Genomic DNA, 22,422 nt, shown 5'->3' with positions numbered 1-22,422 from the left:
GATTTAGTGAAGCTTTAACTTAGGTCCAACTATATTGCTTAATTTTCGGCTTAACAAAACCAATATTCCTTTACGCCAGCCATGAACAGCGAACTGATGCATATTGTAAAGAGAAATATAGACCAATCTTGCAATTCGGCCTTCGATAAACATACTACTATTACTTAAACTACCCATCAGGCTACCCACAGTGCTGTACTTACTTAAATGCACTAAAGATCCATAGTCGGTATATCGGTAATCAATTAAAGGTTTGTTCTTGATAATATGAGTCAAATTTGTGGCCACTAAGCTAGCCATCTGGTGAGCAGATTGGGCTCGTGGAGGAACCCAAGTACCATCTTGTTGTTTAAAACCACAACAATCGCCTATTACAAATATTTTTTTACAAATGGTACTTTGCAAATGTGTATTGACCAAAATTTGTTGGGCTTTGTTGGTTTCAAATAAATTAAGTTTTTGAATAAAATCCGGGGCTTTAATGCCCGCCGCCCATACCAACAAGTCAGCCTCGATTAATACGTCTTGGTTAGTTAAAAAGCCTTCTTTTTGGGCTTTAATAATTCGTGTACCTTCTAATACTTTAATCCCCAATTTGGTTAACGCCTGCCTTGCTGATAACGCAATTCTCTCTGGTAAAGCCGGTAATATTCGCTCTCCGGCTTCAATAATGGAGATAACCAAGCGTTTTGAAGACATTTTAGGCATGCCATAAGAACGTGCTAAATTTGCTACATGATGGAGTTGCGCCGCTAACTCGGTGCCAGTTGCCCCCGCACCAACAATCGCCACTTTTAGGGTACTGGAAAGGTCGGTTTGTTGATTGATCCTCAATAATTGGTTGAGTAACGCCTTATGAAAACGTTCAGCCTGAGCCAGAGAATCTAAAAAATAGGCATTATCACTCACACCTGGCGTGCCAAAATCGTTACTGACACTGCCAATGGCCAAAACTAAATAATCGTAGTCAATCTCTCTATGAGGTAGCAATATTTCTCCTTGTTCATCAAGGATAGGATCTAATTTTATTTTCCTATTCAACTGATCGATATCACTCATGGTACCGAGTTGGAATTGATAATGGTGCCGAGCAGCATGGATTCGATAATCCACTCCGTCAGAGTTTTTATCGATCACACCAGCTGCTACTTCATGTAACAGAGGTTTCCACACATGGGTCGGCTGCCTGTCTACCAATATAATTTGCGCCAAGCCTTTTTTGCCTAGTGTGCGACTGAGTCGACTAACGAGTTCTAAGCCACCCGCACCTCCGCCTACAATAACGATTTTTTGCATGGTATTTCCTAAAAGTAATGTAAAAACTGGGGGCGTCTGTAGGCAGAAAAGGAAAAGTGATTGGAAAAAAGATAACTTGAATAAACACAATAACTGCAAATCTAAAACGCGATGTCATGATCATGCACAAAACTTCTTTAGCTGTCCAGCTACTGCACTAGTACTTGGTTAAATTAGGTTGGCGCTTAAGAATATTGAATGGCATTGACTTGTGACTTGGGGGAAAACCTAGTGGGTCAGATAATTGATTTACATCAAGATGATGACTGCGGCAACTTGTTATGATTTTTTAACTATTTTGAATCACTACATATTGTTTACTTTGATTAACATTAAGTGGTGACTCAAACTCCTAACTTTAAGTGGTTACAAATGAAATCATCTATTGTCAGTCCCTTTAAAAATCTCGCAAATCAGCTTGAACATCTCATCAATGGTCGACTTTGGCTGAAAGTAATAATTGCGTTGATGTTAGGCGTCGTTTCAGGTGTCTTATTAGGGCCAGACCTAGGGTTGATCAGTACTGAAATGGTTATCCCACTAACGGCTTGGCTTGCGCTACCTGGACAGGTTTTCTTAGCCATCATTCAGATGATTGTTGTTCCATTGGTCGTTGCTTCTATTGTGAGAGGGCTAGCAGCGAACAATAATCCTGCTGCCATTAAGAAAAATGGTTTGATTGCATTGCTATTTATTGTGCTATCTACAGCAATTGCCGCTGCTATTGGTATTGCCTTGGCGTTAAGTATTCAACCTGGACAATTTGTTGATGCCAGTGCTTTGGTAGATATGACTGCCACTCCAGCAGCCGGTAATGTGGTTCAAAGCTTTCCAGCCATGGCGGAATTACCTAACAAAGTGTCTGCACTGATCCCTAAAAACCCCTTAGCTTCTATGGCTTCTGGTGAAATGCTGCAGATTATTTTGTTTGCTGCAGTGTTAGGAGCGGCGATGCTGTCAATTCCAGCACAACAATCCAAACCTTTATTTGATTTAATGGGCGCATTGCAGGATGTGAGTCTACGTATTGTATCTTGGGCAATGTTATTGGCGCCTATTGCTGTTTTTGGACTCATCACTCGCTTAGTTGCCAACTTAGGAGTAGAAGTACTTGCTGGCATGGCCGTTTATGTTGCGACAGTCATTCTTGGTCTACTTAGTGTTGCTTTACTTTATTTTATGGTCGCCAAAGTCACATTGAGGCAACCGTTAAAGGCGTTTTTTAGTAACGTTAAAGAATTACTTTTATTGGCGTTTTCTACCAGTAGCTCAGCGGCTGTTATGCCTATCAGTTTACAAGTGGTTGAAGACAAATTACATGTCAATCCAGAGATAGCGCGCTTCCTGATCCCCTTAGGTGCGACTATCAATATGACAGGCACAGCGATGTATCAAGGGGTAGCAACGGTATTCCTAGCTCAGGTTTTTAGTGTTGATCTGAGTCTATCTAGTTACCTTTTTATCGTCACTATGTCGGTTGCCGCTTCTATTGGCTCACCAGCAACACCCGGTGCTGGCATCATAATATTAAGCATGGTGCTTGAAGGGGTGGGCATTCCTGCTGCCGGCATTGCACTTATCCTTGGGGTAGACCGAATTTTGGACATGTGCCGAACCTCAGTGAATGTGTTAGGCGACGTAGTGGCCTGTACTACGGTTCAATATTTCACCCGCAATGGGAATCTCTCTGAAAACCCAATCAATAGATTAGAGAGTAAAGCTGAATGCAAACCATAACCCTAATTGGCACGATTTTAGGTGGCTTAGGCTTATTTTTGCTGGCTATCGCTATGATGACTGATGGCCTGAAATTAGCCGCGGGCACGTCTCTTAGAAAGCTACTTTCAGAATCCAGTAGGACCCCGTTGAGGGGCATATTTTCTGGCTGTTTTATGACAGCTATAGTGCAATCTTCCAGTGCGGTAACTGTGGCTTCTTTAGGTTTTGTTAACGCGGGGCTTATCAGTATGCGTCAGGCGTTAGGCATAGTATATGGCGCCAATATTGGTACCACTATGACAGGGTGGTTAGTGGCCCTTCTGGGGTTTAAGTTCGATATTCAGGCGTTTGCACTTCCAATGGTGGGGGCAGGCATGATATTGAAAATGGTTAAACAAAAGGGGAAATTGGCCTCCTTTGGTTTGGCTTTAGTAGGGTTCGGATTATTCTTTATCGGTATCGATGTACTTAAAAATGCGTTTGAGGGCTTGGTTCAAACATTTAATGTAAGTGAATTCACCGCCGAAGGTATCTCAGGTATTTTTACCTTTCTTTTAGTGGGTATTGTCATGACAATGCTCACTCAAAGTTCCAGTGCTTCTATTGCTCTGACCATTACCGCTGCTTCCACTGGTGTTGTGGGGATATACGCCGCAGGTGCTATGGTGATTGGGGCAAATATTGGTACCACATCCACAGCTTTGTTAGCTTCAATAGGCGCGACGCCTAATGCAAAACGAGTGGCGGCTGCACAAGTTATATTTAACTCCTCAACGGCTTTAGTAGCATTAGTGATTATGCCGGTAATATTTTACCTTATAGATGGCTTCACTCAGTTTTTTACTATACGTTCTGATGCCGCAATTTCATTGGCACTTTTTCACAGCATATTTAATGTACTTGGCGTAGTCCTGGTTTATCCACATAATGATCGACTTGCGACCTTTCTTGAGGGGCGCTTTCATGCACCAGAAGAAAAAGATTCCCGTCCACAATATTTAGATAACACTATTGCGCAAACCCCAGTGCTCGCAGTTAATGCGCTGTTACTCGAAAATCTCGCGTTGTCAGAGAAAGTCATGAACTTGTATTCAAAATCAATACAAACTAGTGCTTCACAACCATTTGATTTCGAAAACGAAGTCAAAATAATAAAGTTACTGTCTACAGAAATATCCAAATTTATCGCTAACATTGGTAGCTCTGAAATGAGTGAAGACACAACAGCTGATCTCGCCACGCTGTTGAGAATTGAGCAGTATTTTCTTAGTTGCACTATAACACTAGAGCATATTGTTTATCAGTTTGAAAGAAGGGAAAGCTTCGCAGCTCATACTCTTGAGCAGGATATGACGGATTACCTCGCTAAAGTGGCGACATTTATGCAAAGCAGTCGTGGGACGGAATTTGGCACATTAGACATGCTGCAAGAGCAAATAAGTCAATTGCATTCGGAGCACGACAAGTTGAAGGCGAAGCTACTTATTGAAGGAACACGCTCACACATCTCCATTAGCCAAATGTCTGACTCGATTGATGGTCTAGCTGAGGTGTTTAGGTTGGCACAACAGTGGAATAAAGCGCTTATCAGGATTAAAGCGTTACAAGGAAAACTCGACTTTGAAGATAGGCCAGTGCCAGATGTTGTCGCTGATGAGTAAACTCACAATTTTTGGAGAATATAATGGCTAATTTAACTTTTTATGGCGCAATTGAGGGCGTGACTGGTAGTTGTTATCTGCTTAACAACGGCAAGTCAAAGATATTACTTGATTGTGGTCTATTTCAAGGCCGGCGTGAGGAGGAAGAAGCCAACCTTAAACCACTGCCATTTGATATAAATGAGATAGACGCTGTGGTTCTTTCCCACGCCCATTTAGATCACTCAGGGCGTTTGCCCCTGCTGGTTGGACAGGGGTTGAGCTGTCCTATTTATATGACATACGCAACCCGAGATCTAATTGAAGTGTTATTGAAAGATGCCGCATCTTTGCAACAACGGGATGCAGAATGGGAAAATAAAAGGCGACGCCGTTCGGGGAAAGTAGAAATTGAACCTTTGTATAATTTAAACGATGTGGAAGACACATTAGATCTTTGTAAGGCAATCAATTATCACCAAAAAAACATTGTCGCTCCTGGTTTCGAAATTAATTATCTAGATGCTGGACACATATTGGGGTCAGCCATTGTTGAAGTGTATATCGAGGAACAAAGCGCAGTTAAAAAACTCGTGTTCTCGGGTGATCTTGGTAATTCACAAGCAGCGTTATTGCAAGATCCTGAATTGGTTGCCACAGCAGACGTCCTCCTACTTGAATCTACCTATGGTGACCGCGATCATCGTCCAATGGATGAAACCTTGCAAGAGTTTGAAGATGTGCTTGAAGATGCTTCGCAAAATGGCGGAAATATTTTGATCCCATCCTTTGCTGTAGGCCGAACCCAAGAAATCCTGTTTAGGTTAGGGGAGTTATATCAAAAGGGTAAACTAAGACAACAGGTGGTTTATCTAGACAGCCCAATGGCCATAGCGGTTACCGAAATCTATCATCGCTATCAAAATATTTTTAATCCAGAAGACCGATCCGCTATGGGTGGCTCAAACAATCAACAAAGTTTGCATAAATTTTTACCGGTTTTACGTTACTCAAGCTCTACCGCCGAGTCGATGGCGCTAAATAACATAGACAGTGGTGCAATTTTTATTGCTGGTAGCGGTATGTGTAATGGTGGCCGAATTCGCCATCATCTTAAACATAATCTTTGGCGACAAAAATCTCATGTCATTTTTGTTGGTTTTCAAGCCATGGGTACCCCAGGAAGAGCATTAGTTGATGGCGCAAAAGTATTTAAAATTGTAGGTGAGGAAATAGCCGTCAAGGCTAAAATTCATACTATGGGTGGCTTTTCAGCTCATGCCAGCCAATCACAACTAATAGATTGGTTAGGTGGCTTTACAGATAAAAAACCACAATTGTTTTTGGTGCATGGTGAAGAAAACGCCAAGCTCACATTGCAAACAGCGTTAAAAAGTAAAGGATGGAATTCGACCATCCCAACTCTAAACCAATGTATTCAATTTTAAGTTGATGGACCATTTTGCATGAAGCAATCAAGCAATAAAAATAGGTATTTCTGCTCAGCAGCAGATGACGCCGAGGTGGCAAAAACTGCACAGTTAGAGTCAAGCGAATCCTATCGACTTGCTTATACTGATGAAGATTTTTTATTACGAGACGATTTGCGTTCGGTTCGGTTGCAACTTGAATGGATTAAAGCCGATTTGGTGCAACAAGAAAACAAAATTGATACCACTGTGGTGATTTTTGGCGGTGCACGATTTCCTGATGTTGATAGGGCTCAACAAAGCTTGTTAAAAGCCAAAACCATGTTGGCACAATCACCTTCTGATGCACATCTTATCAAGCAGCATGTGATTGCAACAAATGTGCTAAAAAATAGTCATTATTATCAGGAAGCAAGACTGTTAGCCAATAAAATAACTCAGCTATCCCTAGCATTGAATGGTCGTCAATATGTGGTGGTGACAGGCGGTGGACCGGGCGTCATGGAAGCCGCCAATCGAGGTGCTAGTGAAGCTGGCGGTAAAAGCATTGGGTTAAATATTGTTTTGCCTTTTGAACAAGATCCTAATCCTTATATCACCCCTGAGCTGTGTTTTCAGTTTCACTATTTTGCAATACGCAAGATGCACTTTTTAAAGCGAGCGCGTGGTTTGGTGGCGTTTCCTGGTGGATTTGGCACCTTGGATGAACTCTTTGAAACACTGACGCTAATTCAAACTAAAAAAGTTAAGTCGGTACCTGTCGTACTAGTCGGCATTCATTATTGGAATAAGCTAATTAATTTTGATTTTTTAGCTGAACAGGGGGCAATAAATCAAGCTGATCTTGAGCTATTTAAGATTGTGGATACAGCCGAAGAAGCCTGGAGTTATTTATGTGAGTTTTGGCAGGTAGAGCCTTAAAAATTGACTGCTAATGATTATATTTTTTAAACGAAGAACCGTTTTCCTCGTTTTCAGGAGCCGAAGTTATTATGTTTACTAATATTGCGATTTATATTGATCCTAGTGTCAACAGTCAACCTATGCTCAACTGCATCATACCTCTTGCGCTAGTTACAAAAGCAAGGATCACTTTGGTTGGTGTTGTAAAACCACTGCCACCATTAGCCCGCATGGCTATTTCATCGGCCTTTTTAGAAGACATCAATAAGGACATGATAAAAAACACTCAACAGTCTTTAGACAAGATAGCCAGTACCTTGGAAGTGTTTGCCCTCGAAATCAAAACTATGGTCGCAAGTGGAGAAACCTTTATCGAGTTAATTCGTCAGGTACTCAAGTGTAAGTTTGACTTATTGGCAATTATGGCCGCAAAAAAACAATTAGGTTTACCCACAAGTTTTTTTGGTAGCACCCAGATGCACTTGTTACGTCAATGCCCTTGTCCACTTTGGATAGTTAATCCCCACACCACTGCAGATATTAAAAATATTCTGACTCCTGTAGATGCAGCAAGCGAGGAATCAAGTGAAATTTCATTGAATACTTCACTCATCGAAGCGAGCAAACTAGTTGAATCAATCAGCCATGCGACTGTGCATTTTTTACAAGTTTGGTCTGTGTATGCAGAAGGATATTTGTCAGTAAGAGGTGGCTTATCTGAACAGAGTATTGAAGATATGCGAAAAGATACCTTGGAAAGTTGCAAACAAGCCTTGTTATCTTATACGGAACTTCAGGATTGGAGTAAATCAACTATGCACATGGATTTGATATTATCTAATTTCCCATCCTCAGAAATCATTAATACCGTTAAACAAAAACAAATTGATTTATTGATTATGGGTACCGTTTGCCGAACTGGAATAGCCGGATTTTTCATTGGCAACACGGCTGAAAAAGTATTCACCGAAGTGTCTTGTTCAGTACTTGCATTTAAACCCAATGACTTTTTAACCCCAGTCACTCTGTTAAAAGAGTAACCTTTGAATTTCTCACTAGTTGGTAAAAAGGCCGTAATTGTGCGAAAGAGTTAACGAGCTAAGCTTGGGACTATCGTTTTAATACAAGTTTCGCAATGGTTTTTAATTGTGTCATGTTGACTTGACTAAATTTCACCCTGTTGTAAGGACAGATAATGTATGACAAATGATATTTTTATTTGGATTGGCATAATCATTTGTATTAGCCAATCAGCAATCTTTTCAGGGTTAAATTTAGCCTTTTTTAGTTTAAGCCGCTTGCAGTTAGAAGTAGAATCTAAACAAGGCAGTAGCAGTGCCGACGTTATTTTGTCTTTGCGTGCTGACTCCAATTATTTATTGTCTACGCTTCTTTGGGGAAATGTGTCTATAAATGTACTGCTGACCTTATTATCAGATTCAGTACTTACCGGTATGAGTTCATTTCTCTTTTCAACGGTACTCATCACTTTTTTGGGTGAAGTATTTCCACAAGCTTACTTTTCACGTAATGCCCTTAAAGTTGCTTCTAAGCTTGCTCCTATCATTAGGTTTTATCAGATTTTGCTATTTCCCGTAGCTAAAACCACAGCGCTTTTGCTGGACGTTTGGTTGGGTAAAGAAGGCATTGCCTATCTGAGAGAAAAACAACTATCGGCTTTTATAAAAGCTCACCTAGATTCTAAGGAATCGGGTATAGAGCAAGTGCAGGGTAGGGGGGCAATGAATTTTTTGCAGATTGAAAACATTACAGTGCTTGAAGAAGGAGAACTATTAGATCCGTTCAGTATTATTACTATGCCTCATGTTCTCGATTTACCCAGTCTTCCAATGCCAGACACCCCAGAATTTAAGGCGTTTGTTACTGCAGTCAATCGCTCAGATCAGACTTGGGTGTTAATTAAAAATAATGAAAACAAACCTCTGTTAGTGCTTGACGCAGATAGTTTTATTCGCTCTACAACATTAGTTAATGCAGCTAAAGATCCGTACTCTTTCTGCCACAGGCCTATTATCATAGATGATCCTAAGACTACTTTAGGAGAGGCGGTGCAATTACTGAAATCTGTTCATGACATAGAAGCCGCATCCGACTCTGTGTTGCAAAAGGACGTGATTATTGTTTGGACTGATTTAGCGCCTCGGGTCATTACTGGTTCAGATATACTGGGGCGGCTATTGCAGGGTATTGGGGCATAAACGGGACAATTGAAGCAAGAGACTTGTATTGCTCCAAAAACTAGTGATTTATAAGCGTAATGGATATTAACGATGGACTATCAACTATATAATTATCGCTCAGTGGCGAAGCGTCCGGTGTTTATTAAATTAGGAATGTATTGAAGATGAGTAGTGTATTCGACCTTTTTCTAGCCTCAGGTAGTACAGCTAAGTTATTTACGACTATATTACTGAGTTTTATTTTGTTGGCATTACTAAATCGCTACCTTAGAAAGTATTGGGAAAAACGTAAATTTCAATTCCAATTTTTAATGCTCTGCCTGACTATCGTTGTCATAGTGGTTATTATTATTGTGTTACCTCTGAGTGATGCACTGCGTGGTCAGTTGTTATCATTATTTGGTATATTACTGAGTGCCGCGATAGCCTTTGCCTCCACTACTTTTATCGGTAATATCCTTGCTGGTGTGATGTTGCGAGTCATCAAAAATATCAAGTTAGGTGATTACATTACAGTTGATAACATCACCGGCCGCACCACAGAAATGAATCTATTGCATGTTGAAGTACAAACAGAGCAAAGTGATCTCGTCACAATTCCTAATATTCATATGGTGACCTTTCCCGTAAAAGTAGTACGAAGCTCAGGAACTATAGTGTCAATCGATCTCTCTTTAGGCTACGACATATCTCGTCATCAAGTTAGCAAACAGTTATGTTTAGCAGCAGAAGACGCGGGGCTGTCGGAAGGGTTTGTGCAAATAAGAAATTTAGGCGATTTTTCTATAACCTATCGTATTGCTGGGCGTTTAGAGGATACCTCCAATTTATTATCAGTAAGAGCCAATTTATATAACTCGGTATTAGATAGATTGCACGGGGATAATATTGAGATTGTGTCACCGAGCTTTATGAATACTCGTGCAATAAAAGAACAGCCAATTATTCCCACTTCCCATACAGTCGAAGCAGAAGCGAATGACAATAAATTGGAAACATTAGCCTTTGAAAAGGCTGAAATGGCGTCATCAGTCGCTAACGTTGAGACTGCTATTGAGCAATTAACGTTGGAATTAGAGCAAGGAAAAGACAGCCTAAGTAACGAGGGCCGTAAGGCGATTGAAAAAAAGTTGGAAGTTTTAAATGCTCAGCTAAATGAAGAGCAAGAGCGCTTGAAAACGCAAGATGTAAAAAATGACTAGTTAAGGACACGGCTTCTTTTCTAGTCTAGATTTTTCTTAAAGCGTAAAGAAGTAAAAATCAGCCCTGCAATTGTAAATAGGCTAAGCCAATACACATCAGGAAGCATATCGCTAAAACCTACATCTCTTAATACTACCCCTCGAACTAATCGCATAAAATGTGTGGCCGGTAGAGCCTCAGCTATGTATTGAGCTATTTCTGGCATACCTTCATAGGGAAACATAAAACCTGATAATAAAATCGAGGGTAATAATACAAATATGGTCAGTTGCATAGATTGTAATTGATTGCTCGCAATAGTCGAAATAACTAACCCTAGGGTTAGGCTAGCAGCAATAAAAAGCAACGTAATACAAAACAAAGCCCATAAACCTCCATTTATAGGTACGTTGAATACTAAATAACCTAAACCTAGAATGATTGCTACCTGCAATAACCCAATGAATATGTAAGGGATAATTTTACCCAACATCAATTCGATTGGACGTATTGGGGTAGTAATTAACATTTCCATATTGCCATGCTCACGCTCGCGCACTATGGCGGCAGATGTAAACATAATCATCGTCATAGTCAGAATAATGCCCACTAAACCAGGCACAATATTGACAGCTGTTCGCTGCTCAGGGTTATAAAAAAGTGTCACTTCAAAGGTCGCGGTAGAACGATTAGCAGCCTTACTGAGTAGCTCTGACAAAGGCATATTTCTGAGCCCTTTAATTGCAGCTGCAATCATGGTGTCTGAACCATCAACTAGCCACTGTGCTATGGGGCGACTGGTTTCTTCATCACTAGAAGCGGGTAGGCCAAAGCCAACACTAGGATGGCGGGCGATACGTTGGCTAAGATCCGCAGGGATGATAAATATGGCGCGTATTTCACCTTGGTCAAGGGCCTGTTCTGCGCTTTTAATATCATAGAATTGGCGAGTAAAACTGACTACTTGTGTAGCCGTTACTGTTTGTACTAACACTCGGCTCATTGCACTTTGACTGTGATCAACCACTGCAACAGGTATGTGGCGCACCTTAGTATTGATTGCATAACCAAATAACATTAATTGCACCAATGGGATCATAATCACCATGGCAAAGGTCATTTTATCACGTTTTAATTGCATCAACTCTTTGATAAAAATAGCTTGAATACGATAGACACTTTTTATCATTGGCGGCTTTTTCCTGTACAGGTGATAAACACATCTTCTAGGCTAGGTCGCACAATACTGAATTGATTCGCCCTAATGGTGGTGTGATGTTGTAAAAAGTTTATTGGGTCACTTACAGTATTTTTGATCAGCACTCTTAACCTTGCGCCTAACTGGGCCGCTGTGACTATTTCCGGTATTGTTATTAGTTGTTGTTTTAATTTTCGAAGCCCCTCTGCTTCTATTTCAACTACATGAGCCGCAATATTATTCATCAGTTGCTCTGGGGTGCCATCTGCGCGTTTTATTCCGTCTTCTAGTATCGCCAATTTGTGGCAACGCTCAGCTTCATCCATGTAGTGGGTTGAGACTAAAATACTAGTACCTTGATCACAAAGGTCGAATAATTGCTCCCAAAATTCACGACGATTCTCAGGATCCACTGCAGAAGTAGGTTCATCTAAAAATAACAATTCTGGACGATGCAGCGTGGCTGCAGCTAGGGCTAAACGTTGACGTTGACCACCACTCATGCTGCCTGCTAGCTGTCGCTGTTTTTGATTGAGACCATAGATAGACAGCAACTCATCGATACGTTTTTTTTGAGCTGTACCTGATATTCCATAAATTTTGGCGATAAACTGCAAGTTTTCTTTTACGGTTAAATCATTGTAGAGAGAAAATTTCTGAGTCATATAGCCCATTTTTAAACGCAGTTTTTCAGCGTCTTTTGGCAAGGTTAGACCCAAAACTTGTATCTCTCCCGAAGTCGGTTTCAGTAAACCTGTTAGCATACGTATTGCGGTGGTTTTACCACATCCATTTGGCCCCAAAAATCCATAGATACGATTTTTATCAATGTGTAAGTCTAATTTATCTATCGCTTTTAAGCTTCCAAATTGACGACTTAGCTGCTTTGCCTGTATAACCCAATCTAGGGGAGGGCTTGTATTCATGGAAGTTCTACTTGTACAGCCACGCCATTGGGTAACGCTGCATAACTATCGGGCAATTGCACTTCAGCTAAGTACATTAACCGTGCTCGCTCTTCTTGATTCAATGCATAATAAGGTGTGAAAGCAGGCTCACTGGAGATCCAGCGTACTGAACCTGTAATCGTTTCTGAAATGCCATCAACATGAATAGAAAGTGTATCTCCTGCTGATATTTTAACCCGGTAGGGTTCTGGAACATAAATACGGGCATAAGGTGTGTCACCTGCCAATACTATGGCTAATGGACTTCCCAAGGTTACGCGTTCACCTAAATTCCATGGGAGATTATCGAGCAATCCGTTTCGTGTCGCAGTAACAGTTAAGTCATCTAGCTTTTTATTTTCGCTGGCAAGTGCCGCTTGCATTATTGCAAGGTTGGCTTCAGCCATTAACAAGTCCTCATGGCGAGTACCGTTGGTAAGTATCAATAAGGCTTCTTGCGCCGCTTGTACTGCGGCACTATTAGAATCTTTAGAGGCAAGCGCCTGGTCTAGACTTGCTTGACTAACCAGTCCCTTTGAGACGAGATTTTTAGCACGGATATAAGACGCTTCACTTTCCGTTAGTGCAGCTTTGGCGCCTAGTAATTTTGCACTGGCAGAGGCCACTTCTTCAGGTCGAGCGCCGTTACGGTATTTTTCTAAGTTCGCCTTAGCTTCGGCAACATGTGCTGCCGCTTTGGCAGTTAACGCTTTTTGTTGGCGATTATCTAATTGCACTAGTACATCACCTACACTCACATTTTTGCCTTGGGCTACCGGCAAAGACACTACTACTTCGCTTGCGGTTGCGGTGTGAGCAATTCGATCTCGCTCTAAGGTACCCAAGGCTAAGCCAGATGAGCTTTCTTTACAGGCTTGCAGCGAAATGACTGCCATTAATAGGGCAATAGCACATTTACTATTAAATTTTTCTACTAGATTATTCATGTAATTTTCCAGTGAGAGGATAAAAAACTTTGTCTAAAATTCTCATTTGCATAGCGATAAAGGTCAATTGGCTCTAGTTTGTTAAATTCCCATTTAATGACTGCTTTTGCAGTTGCCGCGAGAAGCCCAATGGATTAACAGAGTATGGTCAATAAAAAGTACAGTAAAGTTGTTTGAACATTGAGTTTGGGAAACATCAGCGATTATCACAAATGCAGAATTGCCCTATATTTTTATAAAATCATTTCCTTTGATTTTTTGTGATTAAAACTTCGTAACCTGCAACTAGATCAAACAATTCTTCATCAATACCAGTTTGACGCATATGGCGAAAATTTTGGTTTAGGCCATCCAATAAATCTTCAATGTTTTTCTCAGCCCGCAACATTGCTTCTAAGCGGCTGGCATTTTCACTCGCTAAAGACTCTGCACACGCTTTGTATATAGATACAAACAGGTATTCACTTATCAAAGCCTTAAAGGTATTTTTTTTATCATTAAGTAACTCGGGTAAACTTTTAGTCGGCCATTGTGTCATCATAATTTGGTCTTTCCAGTTTTGATCAAAGGGCAAGAGTTTGTGGAAAGTAGGCGCGTAAGTTGATTTGGATGTTGGCGTATTGTGAAAAACAATTATTTGGCCTATGTCATGGTTTTCACGTTGCCATTCAATTTCTAAAATGAGTTCACCCACAAGGTCAGAAATTGTATCTAGGGAGGTAGGCAGTTGATAACTTTCTGCTGGGTTCATTTTTGCCTCTAATAATAGTGGCTGTATACGCTCACCAATAGCCCACACGATCTTGTTTTCTGGATAGGGGTGCATAGTTTCAATTAGAAATTCGGATAAAAGATTATTAAACTGACCAACCAGTCCTTGATCCGAGCCAAACGCTAATACCCCAATATTTTTGTGTTTGTTATGTGTTGTTTGAAGTGTGTCAGTCCCTAAAACATGGGTTTGATGAAAACAGATATTTAGCCCTAAAATAATAGTTTGGTAATAATCGCCTAAAGAGTCCACTGCATTTTCGTATTGAGTAATATTAACTGCTGCCATAGCTTTCATTGTCCGCACGACAGACTGTAAATCCCGAGCACTGGATATTTTGTGCTGAAGCTTGGCCAGTGAATTACTCATGTTTATCCGTATGCTTACCTAGATTATTTAATGCACTTTCGGTGGAGCCTTCTACTAACTTGTGGGCTCGCTCCTCAACTTGCGTCTTATTGATAAAAGGCGCTAAGGTTTGTTTAGCAATTTTAATGACTAACAACCTTTCTTCATTCGTTATATTTTGCGCATTTTCTAGGGATGTTTTTAATGTATCAGGCATGCTTTGGGTTGCTTCACGCAAACTAACTTGCGCTTTAGCCATTTTGTTCAAAGGCACAGCATCAAATAAATGTTGCCCTAAAACTAACAATAAGGTTATTTGTTCTGAAACGGTTAAAGGATCTGATTCAGATTGACAAAAATAGGCTCGAATATGTCGGCCATGCTCTATTGTATTTAGGGTATTGTCATCCAATCGTGCACCAAACCGCGCGAAACTTTCTAGCTCTTCAAACTGTGCATAGGCCAGTTTTAAATCACTCGCTACTTTTCTATAGAGGGGACGCTGAGCTTTGCCACCCACTCGTGACACTGACTTAGCAACATCGACAGCAGGTAGCACACCCAAATCAAATAAAGTGGGCGACAAATATATTTGTCCATCAGTAATAGAGATCAGGTTTGTTGGAATATATGCTGACATATTTTGTCCTTCAGTCTCGATGATAGGTAATGCAGTTAGCGAGCCTCCGCCATTGTCTTGATTCAAATGGGTAGAGCGTTCAAGCAACCTTGAGTGAAGGTAAAAAATATCACCTGGAAAAGCTTCTCTACCTGGCGGGCGACGCAGTAGTAACGACAGTTCACGATAGGATCGCGCGTGTTGAGTTAAGTCGTCATACACAATCAATACATCTTTACCGGTTTCCATAAAATATTCTGCAAGGCTAGTTGCAGCATAAGGCGCGATATAGTCAAGTCCTGGCGGGTCGTTACCTTCAGTGACCATAACAACGGTATATTCCATAGCGTGGTTGTTTTTTAAAACCGCTAAGGTTTTCGCAACTGAAGACGCTTTTTGTCCAATGGCGCAATATACACATAAAACATTCTTGCCTTTCTGATTCAATATTGTGTCAATGGCAATAGCCGATTTACCAGTTTGCCTATCTCCGAGTATTAATTCACGTTGTCCCAGGCCAATGGGCAGAAGTGCATCAATAACCTTAATACCGGTTTGTAATGGCTCTGTTACAGGAGAGCGTTTTATAATGGCGGGGGCAGGGCGCTCTATAGGGAGTCTTTGAGCTAATACGGGCTGCGGACAACCATCTAGTGGTCGACCTAAAGGGTCAATGACGCGACCAAGTAATTCTGGACCAACAGCTATATCCATCACTCGACCTGTACGCTTAACGTCATCACCCACATTTAGTTGCCAAACATCACCTAGCATTACTACACCTATTTCTTCTTCATCAAGGTTGAAAGCAATACCGTAAAGGTCGTTACCAAAATATAAAAGTTCATCGAAGCCAACATTTGGTAGGCCGCTCACCAAGGCGATTCCTGTAGATACACTAGTTACTGTGCCTACTTCTTGAGCACTTAGATCCGGCTCAACATCTAAGCGTCCTTGCTTCAATGAGCTAAATAAGGTGTGTAACCTTGAATGTTTTATGTCTGGTTTAAGGGCTATCATGCTGAAACTATGTTGGTATTCGGTTGATGGGGGAGTTGCGCTGCGCGATTGTGTAATGCTTCACGTTGTTCAATGAGTAGCTTATTAACATGTGTTTTTAGCACTCTTAAATAGTCTTGATGATTCCACGCAATTACCCAAGTATCTGAACGTAATTCGAGACCACAGATAAGCGAAGTTTTTACCTCCTGCTTAAGGCGCCAAGTATTGGTTACTGATAACGTTTTTGCCATTACCTTATGTAAAATGGCGTCTATTTGTTGTATTTGATCTTGTGAAAGTTCAAATGCGCTATATAAAACTAACTCATTGTTACCCGCTATTACGGTTTTATTTAAGTTGTTTGATTCATCAGGGCTCATGTTTTTTAGATGTTTACAAAAGCACTCAAACATTTTTAGCTCAAGTTCAACATCAGCAAGATCGGCAAGCACTTTATGTGCTATTTCATATATTTCTTGTAGTGTTTTTAACGCAATATCATCTTGATAATGTTCAAGTTCTTTTTCTAATGCTAGCAAACGGCTGTTACTTATTTCATCGGCATTTTTATGTGCTTGAAGCAGGATCTGTTCACTTTGGTCATGGGCAGACTTAGTCGCCTCTTGCAGCAATGTATTGCGTTTTGAATCAATTGCTGAGATTTTTTGTTGTAGCTGACTTAGCTGCGCTTCTGCCTCTATTTTTAGCGTGTCAGCCTCCCTCAGAACTTTTGTAACCTGATTCTCTCTGGCATCGATCGCTTTTAATATAGGGCCATAAAGATATCGCTTTAATAACCACACTAGCAGCAGAAAATTGAGGGTTTGTGCAGCCACTGTAAACCAATCTATCGTCATAGTTTAGTTACCGCTTTGTGTAATAAAATAGTTCCAAAACGGATTGCTAAATAACAGGATCATGGTCACAACGAAGCAATAGATGGCTGTAGATTCAATCATTGCCAAACCAACAAATAAAGTGCGTGTTATAGTCGATGAAGCATCGGGTTGTTGCGCCAACGCTGTTAGCGCATTGGCTACTGCTCTACCTTCCGCAAACGCCGGTCCTATGGCGCCAAAACAAATCGTGACACCTCCTGTGATGATTGACACAATGGCAATAATAGTCAGGCTATCCATATTTATTTCTCCTCGGTTGATTTGTTGGGAACAATGTTTTTGCTTAACTGAGATTGGGTAGTGCTAGTACTCGTTGCAGCAGCGATGTAGACGCTTGCGAGAATGAAAAAAATGTACGCTTGCACCATGCCAGTCAACAAACCCAGCGCTGTCATAACGATGGGGAAAATAAATGGTGCTATGAGCATCATAATGGCTATAACCATGGTGCCACTCATTATATTTCCGAACAGGCGTACCGCTAAGGCGAAGGTTCTGGATATTTCACCAATAATGTTAAAGGGCAACATAATAACTGTCGGTTTTGCATAAGATTCTAAGTAGTCTTTTACCCCTCTTTTTTTAATTCCATAATAAGGCACGGCAATAAACACACATAATGCCAAGGACAAAGTAGTAGATAGTGAGCCAGTTGGTGGTTCATACCCTGGTAAAATAGTTAACAGGTTAGCAAGGGCTACAAATAAAAATAATGTTCCGAGAATACCCAAATATTGCCGAGGTTGGGTTAAACCTACGCTAGTAATTTGCTGTTCAATACCTAGAACAATAGTTTCCAGAGCATTTTGCCAACGAGTACGTTTATTACTATGTTTTAATGTGTATTCAAGCACTTTGGCACTGATGAAAAAAATCAGTATTAAGAACCAAGTAAATATTATCGTTGCGTTGAGCTTGATAAAGCCCAACTGCCAATACACTATTTCATCAGGACTAAGTTGCATTTTTAATCTTCACCTTGGTGTGGGTGTTGTTATTCGTTAAGTCAATTAATAACTTGGTTGCGGGCCTAGCAAGAATAAAACCTATCAGGCTAATGGTTAATGGTTGCCAATGGCCATCAGCAATAAAATAGAAGCCAAACAAAGCAGTGGCGATTCTGATGAAAAAGCCACTTACAAACCACATAACCGGGCGTTCTGAAGTAAGACCTCTGAAGACAGTCCACCACAAACTCAAAAAGAATAGGCTACCTAATACAAACCCAAAGAGTAAATTGATACACAGCTCTAAAGGTGAGTAGAGTATTTCAGTTAAGGCATTAATCATTATTTGACTCCCTATGCTGTTTTTTGTGTGCTGTATTTAGCTCCTGAATATCTTCTTCATTAACTTCACGCATTGCTTTATCCTCTTTACTTACCCAATTCCATGCGGTAAAACAGCCCAGTGTTAGGCCAGCAAGAAGCAGAGCTAAGGTCCACGAATGTGCAACTTGGTAATGTTTATCTAGCCATATTCCAAAGGTGGCACCTAAAATCGTCGGTAACGCAATCGACCAACCAATTAACCCCATCATGCCTAATCCAAACCAAGCGCTTGTTCCCGATTGTCGTTGTGCCTTAAGCTTACGTTTAGCCTTTTTGTCAATCTGTTCAGCCAACAATGTTTTCTGACTAGCTGTTGTCTTAATCACAGTATTGGGGTTGTTAGGCTTATTGTTCATCTTGCAGCGGTAGACAATTCTGTTAAACCCTGTAAAAAACTACTTTCTAATTTATCCATGGCAAAACGTATTTCTTGTTGTTTTTCATCTAGTGCTAAAAATTCGGTCTTAATCGTATTTCTTAGTTCGTCAAGCCCAATGCCTTGAACGGCTTGCCTGGTGGAAACTAAAATGTCATGACCTTTTTTCACAAACACTCCCTGATCGATAGCGATATATAATTCTTTACCAGATTCTATTTCGTAGGTCAGTATTCCTGGCGTTAAGGCTGCGGTACAGTCGAGTCTATTAGGAAGCACTCCATATGAGCCTTCTAACGTTTCTACTATTACTCGTAATACCTTCTTATGTTTAGCGAACACTTTATTGGGTAGTAGTATGTTTAGGTTCATTTACGAGACCTCTGCGTTAGTTTCGTGTCTTACTTCAACTACTTTTTCATGATCTAGTTTCGCTTCGTTGATTGAACCTATCATGTATAAAGACTTTTCAGGGTAGTGATTAAACTCACCTTTTAGAATACGCTCACACCCATCTAAAGACTCCTCCAAAGTAACAAATTTGCCTTGTGCAGAGCTGAATTGTGCGGTAGTAAAAAATGGTTGCGTAAAGAAACGTTCCAAACGCCTCGCGCGTTTTACGATGTCTCTGTCTTGAACCGATAGCTGCTCAAGGCCTAACATGGCAATAATATCTTTCAGTTCATCGTATTGTGCAAAGAGCTGCTTAATCTCATGAGATAAGGCAAAATGTCGTTCGCCTACTATATTAGCCGTGGTCATTTTTGAGTTCGATTGCAGAGGGTCAACTGCTGGATAAAGTCCTTCGCTCGCTCGTTTTCGAGATAAAACTAGTGAAGCGGACAAGTGAGAAAAGGTGTGCACAGCTGCAGGGTCTGTAAAGTCATCTGCGGGCACATACACTGCCTGTATTGAGGTGATCGCTCCATTTTTTGTATTGGCTATACGCTCTTCAAGTGCAGACAACTCTGTACCCAAAGTTGGCTGATAGCCCATTCTTGAGGGGATTTGTCCCATTAATCCTGACACTTCTGAACCAGCTTGAATAAATCGGAAGATATTATCGATTAACAACAGTACGTCGCGATGTTCTTCATCTCGAAAATATTCGGCCATCGTAAGTGCACAATGACCTATCCTAAAGCGACTTCCTGGTGGTTCATTCATTTGCCCAAATAACATCACCATATTCTCAAGTACACCTGCTTCTGCCATCTCTCGATATAACTCTTCACCTTCTCTACATCGTTCACCAATTCCACAAAATATGCTGACACCCTTATGATGGCCTATCATGTTGTGGATCATTTCAGTGAGTAGCACCGTTTTTCCTACACCAGCACCACCAAATAATCCTGCTTTACCGCCACGCTCTATGGGTGCCAATACGTCAACTATTTTTATGCCGGTTGTAAATATCTCGGATTTAGTTGAACGTTCGACTAGCGAAGGCGGTGTTTGGTGTACATTTTGCCAGCGTATTCCATCAGGCATGGCTCCACCATCTATAGGAGTGCCAAATACGTCAAACATACGAGACAGAATGTTTTCGCCGATCGGCGCAGCAAGGGGGGCTCCTGACGCTTCGACTAACATCCCTCGGGCCAAACCTTGAGTGGGTGTGAGAGCAATAGTGCGCACTTTATTTGCGTTCAGTTGTGCCATTACCTCCAAAACAATATTTTTATTGTCGGCATAAAGTATTTCGTGGATATGCGGCAAGCCTTTGACAAAATTTACATCTACTACGCTGCCTCTTACAGACAAGACTATGCCGGCTTCGGTCACAACATTTTTGTTTTCCATGGTTTCTAGCAACTAGGCTCGCTGTATCTGAACCTCTATTATGCGAAATTGAAAGTACCGGTACTTGACCTCGATCAAAATATTGACTGTTAGGATTTAAAAACAGAATTAAGGAGTGTTATTGGTGTGCTTGTTAAGCATTTTTGAGTCTTATAAATGATGTGCGCAACTCTCTTAAAGCAAGTGTAAATTATCCTCAGTATCAGGACCGTTTAAAACCATTCCTTAGAACTGTTGCTATGGATCTTGAGTCAGTTGTTTGTACCCACTTTTAAAGTACGCATTTACAAGGACTTAATTTATGGACACTTATTAACACACTTTAAGTGTAAAACGATTATGGGTCATACAGAGTGTCGGCATGATTGCAAAAAAGTGACGTCATTTGTGTCATCACTTTTTTATTAAAACATCCAATAGCACAAACTAAAGTAAACGACTTAGTCTTGCTTTTAATTGAGAATTTTCCTTTTCCAATTGTTGTTTTGTTCTCATTAATTCTATCACCATAGCCGTGGCTACCCAGTCAATTTGTAATTCTTGACTAAGTTTAACGGCCTTTTTTATCCAGTGGGCACTTTCTAAATCGAATGCCCATTCTGACAAAGTGTCACCTTCTATAGGGGTAACTATGCCATATTCAACCACTTCAATTATCGCTTCTTGGTTTATGTCCGCATTAAGGCACAATTCATCTATGTGTATATGTAATGTGATCTGGGTCATGCTTAGTTACTCCAATCTTGCCTTGGGTTATATTGATCTTTTTCAGCTAATTGTTCCCATAACTTTTTGGTTTCGTTGTTGGTTGTAGGAGGAATATCGATTTTGATGATAACCAGCATATCTCCCTGTGCCGTTTTGTTTTTAAGTCCTTTCCCTTTTATTCGCAATTTTTTACCTGTATGACTATTAGCAGGGATATTGAGATTAATTTTTCCATTCAAGGTGGGCACTTCAAGTTTTGTTCCAAGCACCGCTTCCCAAGGCGTAATAGGCACAGTTAACAGCAGATTGATACCTTGTACGTCAAATAAAGGGTGGGGTACTAAACGAATATGTAGGAATAAGTCACCATTTAATTGTTTATCGTCATTACCAGCTCCGTGACTAGGGGCGCCTTGTCCTTTGACTCTAATGCGTTCGCCATCGGCAATACCTGCAGGTATTTTGACTTTAAGAGATTTCTTAACTTGTTTGCTTTGTTTACCGTCGAAAACCGGTATCACATACTCTAAGGTTTTTGTGAGTCCAGACACAGACTCTTCCAGAAAGATGGGGACTTCCATTTCGAGATCCTGACCTTTATATTGGTGGGACTGTTGCTGACCTGACTGCCTGAAACTATCTGATGCCCCTCCAAAAACTGAATTAAAAAAGTCAGAAAAATCGGCTGATGAACCCGCGTTACCTCCTCGATTTCCTCCTGAGGGCTGCCAACCAGGAGGCGCTTTAAATCCTTGTTCTGCGCTGGATCCATAACGTTTCATTTCATCATATTCAGCCCGCTTATCTTCATTCTTTAAGACTTCATATGCTTCGGCAACTTGTTTGAATTTTTCTTCAGCTCCTGCGTCTGGATTCATGTCTGGGTGAAATTTAAGGGCAAGTTTGCGGTAGGCTTTTTTGATGTCTTTCAGCTCGGCACTGTCATCCACACCTAAAATTTTGTAGTAATCTTTAAATTCCATTATTGGTTCCTTTACATAAAAATAGATTATCAAAATGTAGCGGAAGTTTTTCGCTATAAACTCTAAGTAATCTTCATTATCGGATTATCAGGGTGATCAATGAACTCGCTATATT

22 protein-coding genes are annotated in these 22,422 nt (G+C 40.7%); 7 read left to right on the top strand and 15 right to left on the bottom strand.

All coding sequences use genetic code 11. The annotated features are described in order from the left end of the window. Positions 1-3 precede the first annotated feature (3 nt). Positions 4-1,296, bottom strand: coding sequence for an NAD(P)/FAD-dependent oxidoreductase (locus tag AAC000_RS03465; protein WP_339720130.1), 1,293 nt, complete (start codon positions 1,294-1,296; stop codon positions 4-6). Between the two features lie 372 nt (positions 1,297-1,668). On the opposite strand from AAC000_RS03465, the gene AAC000_RS03460 reads away from it, so the two are divergent. The 7 genes from AAC000_RS03460 to AAC000_RS03430 all read left to right on the top strand — a co-directional run bounded on the left by AAC000_RS03460 (position 1,669) and on the right by AAC000_RS03430 (position 10,391). Next, positions 1,669-3,033 (top strand): dicarboxylate/amino acid:cation symporter, encoded by a 1,365-nt coding sequence (locus AAC000_RS03460; RefSeq protein WP_339720129.1) that lies wholly within the window; start codon positions 1,669-1,671, stop codon positions 3,031-3,033. Beyond that, positions 3,021-4,676, top strand: coding sequence for a Na/Pi symporter (locus AAC000_RS03455; RefSeq protein WP_339720127.1), 1,656 nt, complete (start codon positions 3,021-3,023; stop codon positions 4,674-4,676). Before AAC000_RS03460 ends, AAC000_RS03455 begins: the two co-directional genes overlap by 13 nt. A gap of 23 nt (positions 4,677-4,699) precedes the next feature. Next, positions 4,700-6,103, top strand: a complete 1,404-nt coding sequence (locus tag AAC000_RS03450; RefSeq protein ID WP_339720126.1) for an MBL fold metallo-hydrolase — start codon at positions 4,700-4,702, stop codon at positions 6,101-6,103. A gap of 18 nt (positions 6,104-6,121) precedes the next feature. Continuing rightward, on the top strand, positions 6,122-7,006 hold the full coding sequence (locus tag AAC000_RS03445; RefSeq protein ID WP_339720125.1) for a TIGR00730 family Rossman fold protein: 885 nt from the start codon (positions 6,122-6,124) through the stop codon (positions 7,004-7,006). A 71-nt stretch (positions 7,007-7,077) separates the two neighbouring features. Next, complete coding sequence (locus AAC000_RS03440) at positions 7,078-8,028, top strand: universal stress protein (protein WP_339720123.1); 951 nt, start codon at positions 7,078-7,080, stop codon at positions 8,026-8,028. 159 nt (positions 8,029-8,187) lie between these two features. After that, positions 8,188-9,207 carry a DUF21 domain-containing protein gene (locus AAC000_RS03435; protein ID WP_339720121.1) on the top strand — a complete coding sequence of 340 codons (1,020 nt, stop codon included), beginning with the start codon at positions 8,188-8,190 and terminating at the stop codon, positions 9,205-9,207. A gap of 146 nt (positions 9,208-9,353) precedes the next feature. Then, positions 9,354-10,391, top strand: a complete 1,038-nt coding sequence (locus tag AAC000_RS03430; protein WP_339720119.1) for a mechanosensitive ion channel domain-containing protein — start codon at positions 9,354-9,356, stop codon at positions 10,389-10,391. 20 nt (positions 10,392-10,411) lie between these two features. Here the strand turns inward: AAC000_RS03430 and AAC000_RS03425 are convergent, their stop codons facing one another. The 14 genes from AAC000_RS03425 to AAC000_RS03360 form a co-directional block, all read right to left on the bottom strand. Next, a complete protein-coding gene (locus AAC000_RS03425; protein ID WP_339720117.1) occupies positions 10,412-11,560 on the bottom strand; it encodes an ABC transporter permease in 1,149 nt (382 codons plus the stop codon). Beyond that, positions 11,557-12,495: an ABC transporter ATP-binding protein gene (locus tag AAC000_RS03420; RefSeq protein WP_339720115.1), complete on the bottom strand. Its 939-nt coding sequence runs from the start codon at positions 12,493-12,495 to the stop codon at positions 11,557-11,559. The genes AAC000_RS03425 and AAC000_RS03420 overlap by 4 nt, the downstream gene beginning before the upstream one ends. Next, entirely contained in the window at positions 12,492-13,463 is a 972-nt protein-coding gene (locus tag AAC000_RS03415; protein WP_339720113.1) for an HlyD family efflux transporter periplasmic adaptor subunit, read from the bottom strand. The genes AAC000_RS03420 and AAC000_RS03415 overlap by 4 nt, the downstream gene beginning before the upstream one ends. Before the next feature lie 241 nt (positions 13,464-13,704). Next, on the bottom strand, positions 13,705-14,604 hold the full coding sequence (locus tag AAC000_RS03410; RefSeq protein WP_339720112.1) for a F0F1 ATP synthase subunit gamma: 900 nt from the start codon (positions 14,602-14,604) through the stop codon (positions 13,705-13,707). Further along, positions 14,597-16,222, bottom strand: coding sequence for an alternate F1F0 ATPase, F1 subunit alpha (locus tag AAC000_RS03405; RefSeq protein ID WP_339720110.1), 1,626 nt, complete (start codon positions 16,220-16,222; stop codon positions 14,597-14,599). The genes AAC000_RS03410 and AAC000_RS03405 overlap by 8 nt, the downstream gene beginning before the upstream one ends. After that, on the bottom strand, positions 16,219-17,061 hold the full coding sequence (locus AAC000_RS03400; RefSeq protein WP_339720108.1) for a hypothetical protein: 843 nt from the start codon (positions 17,059-17,061) through the stop codon (positions 16,219-16,221). The genes AAC000_RS03405 and AAC000_RS03400 overlap by 4 nt, the downstream gene beginning before the upstream one ends. Before the next feature lie 3 nt (positions 17,062-17,064). Further along, complete coding sequence (locus AAC000_RS03395) at positions 17,065-17,343, bottom strand: F0F1 ATP synthase subunit C (protein WP_339720107.1); 279 nt, start codon at positions 17,341-17,343, stop codon at positions 17,065-17,067. Between the two features lie 2 nt (positions 17,344-17,345). Further along, positions 17,346-18,068, bottom strand: a complete 723-nt coding sequence (locus tag AAC000_RS03390; RefSeq protein WP_339720106.1) for a F0F1 ATP synthase subunit A — start codon at positions 18,066-18,068, stop codon at positions 17,346-17,348. Continuing rightward, a complete protein-coding gene (locus AAC000_RS03385; RefSeq protein WP_339720104.1) occupies positions 18,058-18,393 on the bottom strand; it encodes an ATP synthase subunit I in 336 nt (111 codons plus the stop codon). The genes AAC000_RS03390 and AAC000_RS03385 overlap by 11 nt, the downstream gene beginning before the upstream one ends. Next, complete coding sequence (locus AAC000_RS03380) at positions 18,386-18,790, bottom strand: AtpZ/AtpI family protein (RefSeq protein ID WP_339720103.1); 405 nt, start codon at positions 18,788-18,790, stop codon at positions 18,386-18,388. The genes AAC000_RS03385 and AAC000_RS03380 overlap by 8 nt, the downstream gene beginning before the upstream one ends. Then, the gene (locus AAC000_RS03375) at positions 18,787-19,182 is read right to left on the bottom strand and encodes a F0F1 ATP synthase subunit epsilon (protein ID WP_339720102.1); all 396 of its coding nucleotides are present in this window, start codon (positions 19,180-19,182) and stop codon (positions 18,787-18,789) included. The genes AAC000_RS03380 and AAC000_RS03375 overlap by 4 nt, the downstream gene beginning before the upstream one ends. Beyond that, on the bottom strand, positions 19,183-20,616 hold the full coding sequence (atpD, locus tag AAC000_RS03370; protein WP_339720101.1) for a F0F1 ATP synthase subunit beta: 1,434 nt from the start codon (positions 20,614-20,616) through the stop codon (positions 19,183-19,185). Positions 20,617-21,042: 426 nt separating this feature from the next. Beyond that, positions 21,043-21,342, bottom strand: coding sequence for a chaperone modulator CbpM (locus AAC000_RS03365; protein WP_339720099.1), 300 nt, complete (start codon positions 21,340-21,342; stop codon positions 21,043-21,045). 2 nt (positions 21,343-21,344) lie between these two features. Continuing rightward, positions 21,345-22,307 carry a DnaJ C-terminal domain-containing protein gene (locus tag AAC000_RS03360; RefSeq protein ID WP_339720098.1) on the bottom strand — a complete coding sequence of 321 codons (963 nt, stop codon included), beginning with the start codon at positions 22,305-22,307 and terminating at the stop codon, positions 21,345-21,347. Between the last annotated feature and the right edge of the window lie 115 nt (positions 22,308-22,422).

It is taken from the genome of uncultured Paraglaciecola sp., assembly GCF_963977085.1.
GTDB lineage: Bacteria > Pseudomonadota > Gammaproteobacteria > Enterobacterales > Alteromonadaceae > Paraglaciecola.
This window is presented reverse-complemented; position numbering and strand designations above follow the sequence as displayed.

Bases quoted from the DNA above. Each gene is read 5' to 3' on its own strand.
- AAC000_RS03465 (WP_339720130.1), bottom strand. From the start codon at position 1,296: ATGCAAAAAATCGTTATTGTAGGCGGAGGTGCGGGTGGCTTAGAACTC.
- AAC000_RS03460 (WP_339720129.1), top strand. From the start codon at position 1,669: ATGAAATCATCTATTGTCAGTCCCTTTAAAAATCTCGCAAATCAGCTT.
- AAC000_RS03455 (WP_339720127.1), top strand. From the start codon at position 3,021: ATGCAAACCATAACCCTAATTGGCACGATTTTAGGTGGCTTAGGCTTA.
- AAC000_RS03450 (WP_339720126.1), top strand. From the start codon at position 4,700: ATGGCTAATTTAACTTTTTATGGCGCAATTGAGGGCGTGACTGGTAGT.
- AAC000_RS03445 (WP_339720125.1), top strand. From the start codon at position 6,122: ATGAAGCAATCAAGCAATAAAAATAGGTATTTCTGCTCAGCAGCAGAT.
- AAC000_RS03440 (WP_339720123.1), top strand. From the start codon at position 7,078: ATGTTTACTAATATTGCGATTTATATTGATCCTAGTGTCAACAGTCAA.
- AAC000_RS03435 (WP_339720121.1), top strand. From the start codon at position 8,188: ATGACAAATGATATTTTTATTTGGATTGGCATAATCATTTGTATTAGC.
- AAC000_RS03430 (WP_339720119.1), top strand. From the start codon at position 9,354: ATGAGTAGTGTATTCGACCTTTTTCTAGCCTCAGGTAGTACAGCTAAG.
- AAC000_RS03425 (WP_339720117.1), bottom strand. From the start codon at position 11,560: ATGATAAAAAGTGTCTATCGTATTCAAGCTATTTTTATCAAAGAGTTG.
- AAC000_RS03420 (WP_339720115.1), bottom strand. From the start codon at position 12,495: ATGAATACAAGCCCTCCCCTAGATTGGGTTATACAGGCAAAGCAGCTA.
- AAC000_RS03415 (WP_339720113.1), bottom strand. From the start codon at position 13,463: ATGAATAATCTAGTAGAAAAATTTAATAGTAAATGTGCTATTGCCCTA.
- AAC000_RS03410 (WP_339720112.1), bottom strand. From the start codon at position 14,604: ATGAGTAATTCACTGGCCAAGCTTCAGCACAAAATATCCAGTGCTCGG.
- AAC000_RS03405 (WP_339720110.1), bottom strand. From the start codon at position 16,222: ATGATAGCCCTTAAACCAGACATAAAACATTCAAGGTTACACACCTTA.
- AAC000_RS03400 (WP_339720108.1), bottom strand. From the start codon at position 17,061: ATGACGATAGATTGGTTTACAGTGGCTGCACAAACCCTCAATTTTCTG.
- AAC000_RS03395 (WP_339720107.1), bottom strand. From the start codon at position 17,343: ATGGATAGCCTGACTATTATTGCCATTGTGTCAATCATCACAGGAGGT.
- AAC000_RS03390 (WP_339720106.1), bottom strand. From the start codon at position 18,068: ATGCAACTTAGTCCTGATGAAATAGTGTATTGGCAGTTGGGCTTTATC.
- AAC000_RS03385 (WP_339720104.1), bottom strand. From the start codon at position 18,393: ATGATTAATGCCTTAACTGAAATACTCTACTCACCTTTAGAGCTGTGT.
- AAC000_RS03380 (WP_339720103.1), bottom strand. From the start codon at position 18,790: ATGAACAATAAGCCTAACAACCCCAATACTGTGATTAAGACAACAGCT.
- AAC000_RS03375 (WP_339720102.1), bottom strand. From the start codon at position 19,182: ATGAACCTAAACATACTACTACCCAATAAAGTGTTCGCTAAACATAAG.
- atpD (WP_339720101.1), bottom strand. From the start codon at position 20,616: ATGGAAAACAAAAATGTTGTGACCGAAGCCGGCATAGTCTTGTCTGTA.
- AAC000_RS03365 (WP_339720099.1), bottom strand. From the start codon at position 21,342: ATGACCCAGATCACATTACATATACACATAGATGAATTGTGCCTTAAT.
- AAC000_RS03360 (WP_339720098.1), bottom strand. From the start codon at position 22,307: ATGGAATTTAAAGATTACTACAAAATTTTAGGTGTGGATGACAGTGCC.